The sequence below is a fragment of the Mesorhizobium sp. J18 genome, from assembly GCF_007829525.1.
Classification (GTDB): domain Bacteria; phylum Pseudomonadota; class Alphaproteobacteria; order Rhizobiales; family Rhizobiaceae; genus VLJP01.
This window is the reverse complement of record NZ_VLJP01000002.1, coordinates 17,766-30,297: the sequence shown is the minus strand read 5'-3', so window position 1 is coordinate 30,297 and position 12,532 is coordinate 17,766. Positions and strand designations below refer to the sequence as shown.

Annotated in this window: 11 protein-coding genes; 3 read left to right on the top strand and 8 right to left on the bottom strand. The window is 59.7% G+C overall.

The features are described 5' to 3' along the window. The first annotated feature begins 278 nt into the window (after window positions 1–278). Both L598_RS01650 and L598_RS01645 read left to right on the top strand, forming a co-directional pair. Entirely contained in the window at window positions 279–1,652 is a 1,374-nt protein-coding gene (locus L598_RS01650; RefSeq protein ID WP_186444900.1) for a VWA domain-containing protein, read from the top strand. Between the two features lie 442 nt (window positions 1,653–2,094). Beyond that, entirely contained in the window at window positions 2,095–3,510 is a 1,416-nt protein-coding gene (locus L598_RS01645; RefSeq protein WP_246658579.1) for an APC family permease, read from the top strand. Between the two features lie 8 nt (window positions 3,511–3,518). Here L598_RS01645 and L598_RS01640 read toward each other — a convergent pair whose 3' ends face one another. From L598_RS01640 to folD, 6 genes are all read right to left on the bottom strand, one after another. Beyond that, window positions 3,519–4,649 (bottom strand): sulfotransferase, encoded by a 1,131-nt coding sequence (locus L598_RS01640; protein WP_144859443.1) that lies wholly within the window; start codon window positions 4,647–4,649, stop codon window positions 3,519–3,521. Further along, entirely contained in the window at window positions 4,646–5,371 is a 726-nt protein-coding gene (locus tag L598_RS01635; RefSeq protein WP_144859440.1) for a hypothetical protein, read from the bottom strand. Before L598_RS01635 ends, L598_RS01640 begins: the two co-directional genes overlap by 4 nt. Before the next feature lie 3 nt (window positions 5,372–5,374). After that, window positions 5,375–5,650: a hypothetical protein gene (locus tag L598_RS01630; protein WP_186444899.1), complete on the bottom strand. Its 276-nt coding sequence runs from the start codon at window positions 5,648–5,650 to the stop codon at window positions 5,375–5,377. After that, window positions 5,647–7,044: an arylsulfotransferase family protein gene (locus tag L598_RS01625; protein WP_144859437.1), complete on the bottom strand. Its 1,398-nt coding sequence runs from the start codon at window positions 7,042–7,044 to the stop codon at window positions 5,647–5,649. The genes L598_RS01630 and L598_RS01625 overlap by 4 nt, the downstream gene beginning before the upstream one ends. Window positions 7,045–7,482: 438 nt before the next feature. Then, a complete protein-coding gene (locus L598_RS01620; RefSeq protein ID WP_144859434.1) occupies window positions 7,483–8,445 on the bottom strand; it encodes a GlxA family transcriptional regulator in 963 nt (320 codons plus the stop codon). A 67-nt stretch (window positions 8,446–8,512) separates the two neighbouring features. Beyond that, window positions 8,513–9,409: a bifunctional methylenetetrahydrofolate dehydrogenase/methenyltetrahydrofolate cyclohydrolase FolD gene (gene folD / locus L598_RS01615; protein WP_144859431.1), complete on the bottom strand. Its 897-nt coding sequence runs from the start codon at window positions 9,407–9,409 to the stop codon at window positions 8,513–8,515. Between the two features lie 223 nt (window positions 9,410–9,632). Between folD and proC the strand changes: the two genes are divergently transcribed. Beyond that, a complete protein-coding gene (proC, locus tag L598_RS01610) occupies window positions 9,633–10,445 on the top strand; it encodes a pyrroline-5-carboxylate reductase (protein WP_144859428.1) in 813 nt (270 codons plus the stop codon). A gap of 92 nt (window positions 10,446–10,537) precedes the next feature. Here the strand turns inward: proC and L598_RS01605 are convergent, their stop codons facing one another. Beyond that, window positions 10,538–11,857: an NAD(P)H-dependent oxidoreductase gene (locus L598_RS01605; protein ID WP_144859425.1), complete on the bottom strand. Its 1,320-nt coding sequence runs from the start codon at window positions 11,855–11,857 to the stop codon at window positions 10,538–10,540. An 81-nt stretch (window positions 11,858–11,938) separates the two neighbouring features. Next, entirely contained in the window at window positions 11,939–12,394 is a 456-nt protein-coding gene (locus L598_RS01600; RefSeq protein WP_186444904.1) for an Lrp/AsnC family transcriptional regulator, read from the bottom strand. Window positions 12,395–12,532 lie beyond the last annotated feature (138 nt).

Genomic DNA, 12,532 nt, shown 5'->3' with positions numbered 1-12,532 from the left:
CGGTCGGTGTCCGTGGCGGCGTTGTCGTCTCGCAACACCCCAGGACTGCGGTCGCGTTCGGAGCTTCCGCGGGATTGACGGTTGATCGTCGCTGGGCAATTGTGACGCCCATCGTCCAAACGCCGTAAGCGACCGGGATCATGATCAACAAAATCGTCCAGGTGATTTGTCTTGTGCTTTTCTCGTGCTCGCTATCGGTTAGCGCTGTTGTTGCACAAGACGCAGCCGAGCAGCCGCGGGTCGAAACGGCAGGCAGTGCCGATGGTTCGGAGCTGGTGTTGAACGAGATCAACACCGACAACTATCCGGATGTTGCGATCTTTGCCACCGTGCTGAAGGACGGCGAGCCAGTCACCGGGCTTGATGCCGGGGACTTCAAGGTCAGCGAGGACGAGGTCGAGCAGGAGCCGTTGACCGTGGAGGCGCAGTTGCCGCCATTGTCCGTCGTGGTGACGGTCGATGTCTCGGGCTCGATGTCGAAACGCATGGACGCCACCCGGAAGGCAGCGGCGGATTTTGTCGGCCAGCTCGGCGAAGATGATGCCGTCCAACTGGTAAGCTTTCAGCGCCAGATCGCCACGCTCGCTCCGATGACGACCGAGAAGGACAGCGTTGTTGAGGCGATCGGCGGACTTGTCGCCCGCGGCGATACGGCGCTTTACGATGGACTGTTGACGTCGCTCGAACTGGTGGCAAATCGCAAGGGCCGTAAGGCGGTGGTACTGCTTTCCGACGGCGTGGACGATGACGGCACCGGCAAGCCACTCAGCAAGGCCACGGTGGAACAGGCGTTGAAGCGTGCTGCCGAAATCAATGTTCCGGTCTTCGTCATCGGTCTGGGCACCGCTATGGATGAGGTTGTGCTCAAGCAGATCGCCAGCGAAACGGGTGGACGCTATCTGGCCGCGCCGGAAGTCGGCCAATTGGCAGAGGTTTATTCGAGCATCGGCAGCCAGCTTTCCGGCCAATATGCCATCCGCTACACCTCATCCCTGCCGGCGGACGGAACCAGCCGCCGCGTCGATCTGCGCGTTGCAGGAATGCTCGCTGCGAAAAGCTACACCGCGCCCGGCGACAACAATGCGGCCGCCTCGAAACCGGATGTTGTTGCTGGCGCCAAATGCACGGTTCCGGCCGCAATTGCCGAGAAAAGGCCCGACCTCAAAAAAGCGAACGACCGCTACGCCCGTGATCTGATCAGCATATCCGACAGAAACAAGGTGCGGAAGGAGGCCGTCAAGCAGATCTTCTCGGTCGTCCATGAGCAGACACCCAGCAGTATCGAATGCACCGAAGAAACGCTTTCCTCGATCAATTCTCTTTATGCCGAGGACCTTATCGATATCTCCGACCGCAACGATTTGCGCGAGCCACCCACAAAATCACTGTCGGAACTATGCCAGACCGACGGCAGCCTTGAGGCGCTTGAAAAGTGCCTCGTCACCTATGAAGAATTCTATGACAAGGACCTGATCGAGATCAGTACGCGCAACGCCCTCAAGGAGGCCATTGCTTACCCCTATACTGCCGCTCTGGTTCAGATGAACGATATCGACGCCGCCCTCGAACGGCTCAATCGTCTCTATGACATTGATGCGATTCCGATCTCCACCCGCAACAAAATCCGTGATGAATTGCTTGCGCGGGAATGAACTGCAGATGCCGCTGAGTGACGGGGTGGGTCGCGCCACTGCTCGCTTGGTAGAAAACAAAGCACCCAGTCTTGCTGTTAATTGGCCCCGTGAGCCCGAGGGCGGAATCTGCCCCAGGTGAAGAACCCGGCTCCGATGAGAATCAGGCTTATCGGGCGGAAGACGGGGCGAAGATCGTTGCATCAGTTCCAGCGCGTCGTGTACAGCGTCCAGATGTCTGCGGCCGCCGCCGGTCGGACGGGACCTCGACAACGGCAAGCGCCTCGTTCACGAAGGACCGAACGGGCGAGTTCGCCTCCTGCTACATGGCCGATGGTACAGAAAAGCGACAGCCCGCTACAATCCTGAGTGGTTTCCGGCGGAAACCGGCTCTACTACTCGACAATTTCTGCGAGGTCTGTTCAGTATCGGTTGCGGGCGTGGCGCATGGAAGGAATATCCAATGAGCGATGTCGCAACCGAAAGAGGAAAACAGAGAACGCAGGAAGCCGAACCCAGTCTCCACAGGGTCATGGGCCCTGGTCTTCTTCTTCTGTTTATTGTCGGTGATATCCTCGGGACAGGCATCTATGCCCTGACTGGACAGGTCGCCAATCAGGTTGGCGGCGTAGTGTGGCTGCCTTTCCTCGTCGCCTTTACCGTCGCCATGATCACGGCCTTCAGCTATCTGGAACTCGTTACCAAATATCCCAAGGCTGCCGGCGCCGCGCTTTATACGCATAAGGCATTCGGCATACATTTCTTCACTTTCATCATCGCCTTCGCGGTCATGTGTTCCGGCATCACCTCGGCGTCGACCGCATCCCGTGCCTTCGCGGCAAATTTCTCCCAAAGCTTCGGCCTTTCTTCCGAAGGAGCGGTCATCACCACCATCGGCCTCGTGTTCATGGCTCTTGTGGCGGCACTCAATCTGCGTGGCGTGTCGGAAAGCGTGAAGGCAAATGTGGTTCTGACCTGCGTCGAACTCACCGGCCTTCTCATCATTATCGTGATCGGTCTCTGGGCGATAGGGCTCGGACAAGGAGATGTTTCCCGCATCACCGATTTCTCGACCATGAGCGAAAGGGGCATATTCTGGTCCGTCATAGGAGCAACCACGCTTGCCTTTTTCGCTATGGTCGGCTTCGAGGATTCGGTCAACATGGCTGAAGAATCCAAGGATCCGTCCAGGATCTTCCCCAAGGTGCTGATCACCGGCCTTCTCATAACCGGCGCAATCTATGTGCTGGTGTCCATATCAGCGATCACCCTCGTTCCGGCCGCCGAACTCGGGGAAGGCGAGACACCGCTGCTCAAGGTGGTTTCAGCCGGCGCACCTGGCTTTCCGATCGGGGTCTTCGGCATCATCACGATGTTTGCCGTGGCCAATTCCGCCCTCATAAACATGCTCATGGCCAGCCGGCTCGTCTATGGCATGAGCCGCGAGGGCGTTCTGCCGCCGACGCTCGGCAAGGTGCATCAGGCACGCCGTACGCCCTATGTGGCGATCATCTTCACCACGCTGCTTGCTTTCGGGCTCATCACTTTCGTAGGCGCGGTGCCCGCTCTCGGCGGTACGACGGCACTCTTGCTTCTCGGTGTCTTCACCGTAGTGAATATAGCCGTCCTGGTATTACGCAAGGACAAGGTGGAGCACGAGCATTTCCGCGCGCCTACATGGGTGCCTGTCGTGGGTGCTATCACCTGCGCCTTCCTTGTCGGTCCCTGGACCGGGCGCGATCCCATCCAGTATGTGATCGCCGGCGTGCTTCTGGCACTCGGGGTGGTGCTCTGGTTCGTAACCGTGATGATGTTGCACGCGACAGGAGCCAAGGAGGACGGTTTGCCGCCTACGCGGCACACCGGAGGCATCAATTAGCGGCTTATTCAGCCGTAGCCGAAACGCGCCGCCACTTCGGCGGTGCGGCTTCGGATATCCTCGCGCTCGGCTTCCGTGAAGGACGGTTCGTAATAATCTGGCGGGCTGATCTCGTCGCGCGCGGCAGCGAGCAGCCCCTGGTCTTCCAGGGCACAATGGTCGAGGACGTCTGAAAGACCTCGCACCGGAGACCGGCACAAATCTTCGTAGCGTATCACCAGCGTGGCGTCCGCCAGTGCCGGGCCCTGGTCAAGCATGTCAGCGACGTGACCATAGACCAACGCCCAAAGCTCGGCATAGCCGGCGGCTTCCTCGCCCTTGCTCCAAAGCTCGCGAATCTCCGCCACCCTTTCTGCTCCGCCGACATTGATCGGTTGGCGGTCGAGGCCGAATTCGAAATGCCCGCTGCGGCGCATGTGATCTCGCACCCGCGCGTCCGCCTTTTCCTCCGCAACAAAGAGCCGGTGCTGTTTCACCAGAGATGCGATATGCCAGACAGGATCGCGGATCGGAATGACGAAGCGCGCATCAGGGAAGAGTTCCCTGAGATAGCGCAACCGGGTGACATTATAGTTGCCCTTGGCGAGGTAGCGCGAGGCCCCGCGCAGCCGGAGCATCTTGCGGATATGGTCGCGGTAGAAAACCTCGAATTCCGGATTGTCCGTGTGTTCATCAAGGGCGGCATTCCACGAACCGTCATGCAGTCCGGGGAAGAAGGTCATCCATAGCACTTCCTCGAAGGCTTCCGGGCTTTCCGGCGACACCTTGATGCGGTCCCGGTGGGCGCGCTCGGCCAGGACATGCTCTTTCTTGCCTGCACGGTCGACGAACCAGCTCCAAGCCCAGGGCGCCGGCACGATGGGGAAATCGCGATAGCGATGGGTGGCGGTGTCGGAATGGCGGGCCAGCATCTCCAACAGGATCGTGCTGCCCGAGCGAGCAAGACCCGCAATGTAGATCGGCCTGTCGATGACCACGCCGTCAAGCTGATCTTCGAGCAGACGCGTTTCCCAATTGCCGACCCTTACCCAAAAGCCCCGGTGACGTTCGAGCAGACGGCCGAACCTGTCGGTCCAGGCATCGACCTCCAGACCGGCAGGGCTCTCACCCGCTTTCGCCGTGCTTTCGGTACCGGTCATGCGATGCCGCGTACGCGTTTGAGAAGAAGTGCGAACAGTACCATCGAGCCGAGAAAGAGTATCTCCCATCCACGCAGCCAGGACGGTCCGAAGGGTAGGACCTCCTGACGCGGCAGGGCGATGTCGATGCGGTCGAACGGCAGTGCATCGTCCAGATAGCCGGCGGGATTTCCGATCAGCAGGTTCCACCATTGGCGCTTGTGGATGACAGGCACGGGATTCTGCACGGGCACTTCGGCGACGGGGGTGCCCTCGCGATCCAGAATCTCGGCACGGGGCGCACTGCCGCCATTGTTGATCCAGCGGCCTTCATAGCCTTCGGCAACTGCCACTTCGACGGGCTCGTTTTCAGGGGGGAACATGTTACCGTAGTGGCTGTSGAGCCAGAGGATCACGAAGAGGAGCGGCAGGGAAGCCAGAATGGTCGACGGAAATACGAGAGCCACGCGGCGGAAGGCAAGGGAGAGCATCCTGCGGATATGCGGCCATGCGTCCTCGAACTCCCCATCAAAGTTCGATACACGTTCCTGGGCCTGCCGGAGCGCGACCTTCATCGCGGCGATCCGCTTCTGCGGCGAGGTGAGCCTATACAGCTCCATGGAGACAAAGGCCCCCAATGCGGCCCACAGCAGCAACCTGATCCAAGCCGGCAAAAAAGTTCCGATCCAGCCGTCGATCAGGGAGAGAAAGGGGGAAGGCAGGTCGAAGAAGCCCATGGACATGCCTTACTGCCGCTGTCCGCTCGGTTTTCCCCCTACGGACTCAAGGGGCGGTTTTTCGTCCTGTCCCTGCTGCTGCGATACCCGCGAATTCTGGCGCCGCCGCATGGCCTTGCGGATCGGCCAGGCGACGATGAACAGAACCGCCGTGGCGATGGCAGCGACCAGAGCCCAAAGCGCGCCAAGCAGGCTCAGACCTGCTCCAGGTCCGACATAGGCAAATGCGGCCGTAGGAGCCAATATAGCGACTGCGAAACTGCAGATTGCGGCAAGTCTTTTCATAAGGAAGCCTCCATTTGCGATTCCAGCCGCGCCTGCGGCACGTCGAGCAGGGCGGGGTCCAATTCGGACGGATCCAGCCTTTCGGACCACGAGACGATGGGGATCTTGTTGTTTTTCCCGCGTACCGGATTGACATATTCCCAAACGATCTCGCCCTCCGGCGTCACCTCCACAATCCGCCCGCCATCCGATTCCGTGATCAGCGTGTTACCATTCGCCAGCCGCTGCTGGTCGGAGCGGATGTGGCTGTCCAGCGGATCCTTCGCGGTGCCGGCATATTGCCAGACGATTTCCATGGTCTTCGGATCGAACTCGATGACTCGGGAAACGCCTTCAGGGCGCCGATGGTTGCCAAAATTGTCAAACAGCAGAATGTTCCCGTTCGGGAGAATGTCAGGATCGTGCTGACCGATCCATGGACCTCGCGTCGCCCAGGTAATCTCCTCGCTTTCAGGATCAATAACGGCGATGCTGTGCAATTCCCGGAATGACAGCAAAACCTGCCCTTCCTTGCCGAAAGCGAAGTTTCTGGCCGATTCACCGTCAATATATTCGACCGTGTTCGTGTGAAGGGGATCTTCGAGCGCGAACCCCGCAACAGTATAGAGTATCTGCCTGAAGGGAGATTCGGTAAAACTGGTTAAAAGCCGGATCTTTTTCAGCTCCCTTCCGTCGGGAGACAATATGACGAGATAGTCCTCCAGGCGCGGCCTGGCCAAATGGCCAAAATAGTCGATCTCGTCATTGACCAGTTCATGCGTGAGAACATAGACCTTTCCGTCCGGCGCAATGTCGAACTGATGATGGGCATAGCCCATGTAGCTCCAGATCACATTGGAATCGCGATCGAGCTTGACCAGGCCATAGCCATAGGGTGTATCGCCGGACCCTTCGTAGAGAGCGAGCAGATCGCCATTCGGGAAGACATGGGCCTTGCGGAAGTAGACATGCTCGTCCGGTAACGGATTCTGCACTCCGCCGGGCTGTTTGGTCCACACGGAACTGTAGGGTTTCTTCCAGCTATGAAGCACCTTTCCGTCCATATCGAGCAGATAGGCAGCCGCCTGATCCCCCGACGTGTAGAGCGTGACGCCTTTCATCGCGCGGCCGGACTTGTTGACCGTCACGGCTTTCTCCTTGCGCCGCTCCTCGAACCACAGATCGCTGGTATAGACGTCGCGGTACTGGGTGAGCTTGGTGTAGAGCGCCGCGCCGCCCTCGACAGCACGCGTGATCTGCGGACCGGGAAATATGTTGCCGATCGTCAGGATCGACCCGGCAAGGAAAAGAAGCATCCCAAGCGCTATGACAAAAGCGGCATGAAAAACCTTATCAAGAACGGAAGGAGTACTCTTCGGCTCCTCGTAGGCGACCTCCGGATCCCTGTTTGACATGTCTTTTGGCCTCATGCCGCGGAATCTCCCGGCTCGTTCGGAAGGCGTTCAGAGAGCAGGGTGATTACCATCGACTTCATGTTCTGAGCCTATTCGTGAACCTCGCCCGCTTCTGCGCAGCTTGCCAATCGAGTCAGACGGGATTATGGCATCGAACTGGAACCTGTTTGCTTAAGGTTCAATGGCCTTAATATAAATTAGTTTTATTTATTGAAAATTTTCGTGATCCAAATAATATCAATCCATCCTGATCGAATTCAACCGAAGAGACTTCGATAAATATTACTTTTATTAATAATTGGAACTCATACGAATCCGAACGAGATAATCCAAAGCGATTCTTGAGCTCGGCCGAACTTCTTTCAAATATCGAGAACGCGCCGCCTCTCCTTCGAGAAACAGGGCATCGCCAGAAAAATCAGCAGGGCAACCAAGGGGTCAATATGTCGTCCGGCGCTCTTCGCTCGGAGGGCGCCCGAACTGCAACCGGTAGCTCTGGGCGAAGTAGGAATGCGACGTAAACCCCGTCGCGATCGCTATGTCGAGGATCGGCATATTGGTCTGCCGCAGGAGCTCGCGGGCGCGCTCCAACCTCAGTCGCATGTAGTAGCGGCCAGGTGTCATGTTCAGATGACGCAGGAAAAGCCGCTCCACCTGGCGTACCGAAAGGCCGGCAGCCTTGGCGAGCTGGACGGCGGAATAAGGTTCATCGAGATTGTCGGCCATCAATTCGACGATCTTACGCAGCTTCTCCGATTTTCCCGTCAAGTCGCGCTCCGGGCCGACCCGCTGACGATCACCTGCCGAGCGGATACGCTCATGCTGGAACTGGTTGGCAACCTCATTGGCAAGGTTCGGTCCGAAATCCGAGCGCACGATCTCCAGCATCAGGTCGATCGAGGTGGTGCCGCCGGCACAAGTGTAGCGCTTGCGGTCGATCTCATAGACGTTGCCGGTGCACTCGATCTCCGGGAAACGCTCCTTGAAGCCGGCCCGGTTCTCCCAATGGATCGTGCAGCGGTGGCCGTCGAGCTGTCCCGCCTCGGCCAGGACATGGGAGCCGACCGAAAGGGCGCCGAGCGCGCCGCCGCGACGGCCCCATGAGCGAAGCGCGCCCAGCACCTTGCTCTTCTGCGGGAATTCGGTCGTCAGTCCGACACAGACGAAGAGGATGTCGGCGGACGGAAGATCGGCTATGGCATAGTCAATCTTGAGCGGCAGGCCGTTGGAGGCCATCACAGCCTCGCCATCAGCTGAAACCGTCGTCCAGCCGTAATAGTCGCGGCCGAGCAAGCGGTTCGCCGCGCGAAAGGTGTCGATCGCGGCGGCCAGCGAGAACATCGAGAACTTGTCGACCAGCAGAAACGCGAACTGCCGGCCCCCCTGCATTGCGTCGGCCATAGCGGGCGCTTCTACAGGAACTGGCAGCTTGCGGGAAGACGCGGCGATGTCGCTGCCGGCGTTGGCATCAAAGCTCCGGAGACTTCCTGCCGACCGATTGCGCGGCCGAACGCAAGGTGTTCGCCATGAGCATGGCGATCGTCATCGGTCCGACCCCGCCGGGTACCGGCGTAATGGCGCCGGCAATTTTTTCCGCTTCGGTGAAAGCGACGTCGCCGACCAACCGTGTCTTGCCCTCACCCCTCTCCGGCGCCGGAATACGGTTCACGCCGACATCGATGACAGTCGCTCCCGGCTTCACCCAGTCGCCCCTGACCATTTCCGGCCGTCCGACCGCCGCGACGAGAATGTCCGCATTGCGGGCGATCTCGGCAAGGTTCTTCGTCCGGCTGTGTGCGATGGTCACGGTCGCGTTCGCCGCCAGCAGCAGATTGGCCATCGGCTTGCCGACGATGTTAGAACGGCCGATGACAACGGCATTCAAACCGGAAAGGTCCTTGCCGCGCACACGCTCGATCAGGAGCATGCAGCCGGTGGGCGTGCAGGGAACGAAAGCCGTTTCCGTTTCTCCGGTGCCAAGCTTGCCTACATTGATGAAATGAAAGCCATCCACATCCTTTTCGGGAGCGATGGTCTGAATGATCCGACCTGCGTCGATGCGATCCGGCAGCGGAAGCTGGACGAGGATGCCGTGGATCGCCGGGTCGCTATTCAGTTCCTCCACGAGCGCAACAAGCTTCTCCTCGCTCGTATCGGCCTCAAGCGAATGCTGGACGGAATGGAAGCCGCATTCCTTGGCCATCTTCGACTTGGAAGCGACATAGACCTGGCTTGCGGGATCTTCGCCCACGATTACCACCGCCAGCCCCGGCCTCGTGCCGGAACTGACAAGCTCGGTGGTTTGCCTCTTCACCTTCTCGATCACCTCCGCGGCGACCTTCTTTCCGTCGATGATCTCGGCCATTCACCTGTCCTCTGTTGAAACTTGCAGGAATCGGTTCGCATATTGCCTGGAAAATCGGCGCATGATCCCGCCATTACGCCGCCTTTTGGCGCATTCCCGAAACAGATGGAAGTCTCAGCCTCAGCGGCGGTCGGCCTGTCACCGCGCCCTGAATTTTCTTCGCCCTTCTTGCAAGCTTTGCCGCAAGGCGTATTGGTGGCGGCGGCAAACAGGGAGATTGCGAATGAACAGGAAGGTCGTTCTGGTTGGCTGCGGCAACATGGGCTACGCCATGCTCAAGGGCTGGGTGGCAGCCAAAAAGCTCGAGCCATCGACCGTCAGCGTGGTCGAGCCGAAGGCGGAGCTCAGGGAACGCGCCGGAAAGCTTGGCGTCAATGTTCACTCGACCCCGGAGGCGCTCAGCGAAACCACGCCGGATCTCGTGATCTTCGCCGTCAAGCCGCAAGTGATCCGCGATGTCGTTCCCGCCTATCGGCGCTTCACCGAAAGCGGAACGGCATTCCTCAGCGTCGCGGCAGGAACGGGCATTGCGACCTTCGAAGAAATCCTCGGACAGCAGGCGGCGGTCATCCGCTGCATGCCCAATACGCCGGCCGCCATCGGCAAGGGCATGATGGTCGTCTTCGCAAACCCCAATGTTTCGGACGAGGCAAAGACCTTCGTAAACGAACTCCTGGCGACGAGCGGAGCTGTCACCACCATCGAACGGGAGGAGTTGATGGATGCCGTGACGGCGGTTTCCGGCTCCGGGCCGGCCTATATATTTCATTTCATCGAATGCCTGACAGCCGCCGGCGAGAAGGCCGGCCTCCCGGCCAAGACGGCCAAGCTGCTTGCGATGCAGACCGTCTACGGTGCCGCCACTCTTGCTGCGGAAAGCAACGAAGAACCCGGCAGGCTGCGCGAGCAGGTGACCAGCCCGAACGGTACGACAGCTGCTGCGCTCGGCGTATTGATGGGCGACAACCGTCTGCTTGATCTGGTCACGAAGGCGGTTGAAGCGGCGAAGAGGCGGTCGGTGGAATTGGGGAAGTAGTTTCCTTCTGCTTCCCCCTGCGGGCGGGGACCGGTGGCTTCGTCGCATCGCCGGCGTCCTTCATCAACCGTCGAGACAGAAGACATAGCCCGTCATTCCGTCCCATACACCATCTCGTCCTGCTTCCTGCGCAGCTCCACAAGCTTGGAGCCTTCCTTCGGCGCCGCATTGGCATAGGTGAGAAGTTCGCCCTTCGCGACAGCCCGCAACACCTTGCCTCCCTCAAGCAGGCCGCAAGGCACCGCCTCGGCCTGGCGCGCTTCGCCTGCCGTCATGATCCAGGAGCGGTAGGTATATTCACCGATGGCGTCGAGCGTCTCGCCCGGCTTCAGGTCGCGCTTGGCCACCGCACATACTTCCGCCACCGGCTTGTCGAGAGGCACCATATCGGCCTTGCCGTAAAGAACCACCCGAGCGCAGGTGAGCGGCACCTCGAGACTGGTCAGGTGGAAGGGCCGATAGAAGGTGAAATACGGCCCCTCCCCGAGCTTCAGGTCGTTCATGCGCTCGCGCAGGCGCGGATGGGCCATCTCGGCGATGACGAACACGCCCGGCGCCACGCCCTTGCCGATCGAGAAATCGACGACGCCCTTGCGGGCCAGGACACCGCCATCCGCCACCGGACAGAGCACTTTCGGCAGTTCATCCAGCGTGGCGGCCGGGCCGTGCATGCCCGGCTTGTCGGGCACGAGTCCCGTCGCATTGGCGATGGCCGCCATTTCGACCATGGTCTTGGAACCGTCGACGAACTCGACCAGCATGCGCGGATTCATGTTTCGCCGCTCGGCTTCCTCGCGATACATGTCGGGCGTAGCATCGATATTGAAGGCATTGTTCTTGCCCTTGCCGGCAGCGACAATGGTGTAGCCAAGCGCAGAGACCAGCTCGATCAGTTCCATACAGGAGGATGGCTCGTCTCCGGCGCCGACCGAATAGACGACGCCAAGCCGATCGGCCGCCTGCCGGAGATAGGCGCCGATGGTCACATCAGCCTCGACATTCATCATGACCAGATGCTTGCCATGCTCCATGGCCGCCATGCCGATCTCGGCACCGGCAGCGGGCTTGCCTGTCGCATCCACCACCACATCCACGAGGTCACAGGAGATGACGCGCTCGGCGTCGGAGACGATGGCCGTCTTGCCGGCCTCTATCACTGCGAGGATCTCAGCAGACGTGTCGGCTTCTGCGGCACTCTCCGGGTCGCGGCGGGCGATCTCCATCGCTTCCCGGGCGCGGTAACCGCTGCGGTCGGCTATGGCCGCCACCGTGATGCCCCGCATCTGCGCGATCTGCGTGACGAGGTCTGTCCCCATCTCGCCGCATCCGATCACACCGACACGCACAGGACGGCCTTCCTCGGCTCGGCGCGCGAGGTCGCGGGCCAGTCCCGTCAGGGCAACATTGGTCATTTCGTCTTTTCCTTGCCTGATTGCCGGGGAGATAGAGAGATGCAGCGGCCATTTGTCAACGCCGCCGCTCAATCGGCTTTGTCAGAGAGGGATGGCGTTTTCGTGTTTGATGTCCTTGAGCACGAGATTGGTGCGGACATTCGCGATCCCAGGCAGACGAAAGAGAAATCCTTCCAGAAAGCGGTTGTAGGCCGCAAGATCGACGCAGACCACGCGCAAATGGTAGTCCGCCTCGCCGGTCGTGGCAAAACAGTCCAGCACCTCGCTGCGGCTACGAATCTCGGAAATGAAGGTGTCGACATGGCCGTGGTCGTGCCGGGTCAGCGTCACATGCACGATGGCGTGATATGACAACCCCGCCTTTTCCTCGTCCACAAGCGCAGCATAGCGTCGAATGATCCCTGCCGCCTCCAGCGACCGGACCCGCCGCCAACAGGCCGAAGGCGACATCCCTGCTGCATCGGCCAGTTCCTGGTTGGAGATGCGGCCATTCTTCTGCAGCACCGCCAAAATGCGGCGATCCTGATCTTCCAGTATCATGCCAGCGCTTTACTTCGGTAGGATTTCTCATTTTTCTATGTCATTTCGGCAGATCATTTCAAGAGAGCCTTCTCATGTCCCGGTTCTGGCAAGTTCTTCCCGGCCTTTTCGGTTAGAATATTCAAAGCCACCCGG

Coding starts and splice junctions, on each gene's coding strand:
- L598_RS01645 (WP_246658579.1), top strand. CDS start 2,095: ATGAGCGATGTCGCAACCGAAAGAGGAAAACAGAGAACGCAGGAAGCC.
- L598_RS01640 (WP_144859443.1), bottom strand. CDS start 4,649: ATGACCGGTACCGAAAGCACGGCGAAAGCGGGTGAGAGCCCTGCCGGT.
- L598_RS01630 (WP_186444899.1), bottom strand. CDS start 5,650: ATGAAAAGACTTGCCGCAATCTGCAGTTTCGCAGTCGCTATATTGGCT.
- L598_RS01625 (WP_144859437.1), bottom strand. CDS start 7,044: ATGTCAAACAGGGATCCGGAGGTCGCCTACGAGGAGCCGAAGAGTACT.
- L598_RS01620 (WP_144859434.1), bottom strand. CDS start 8,445: ATGGCCGACGCAATGCAGGGGGGCCGGCAGTTCGCGTTTCTGCTGGTC.
- folD (WP_144859431.1), bottom strand. CDS start 9,409: ATGGCCGAGATCATCGACGGAAAGAAGGTCGCCGCGGAGGTGATCGAG.
- proC (WP_144859428.1), top strand. CDS start 9,633: ATGAACAGGAAGGTCGTTCTGGTTGGCTGCGGCAACATGGGCTACGCC.
- L598_RS01605 (WP_144859425.1), bottom strand. CDS start 11,857: ATGACCAATGTTGCCCTGACGGGACTGGCCCGCGACCTCGCGCGCCGA.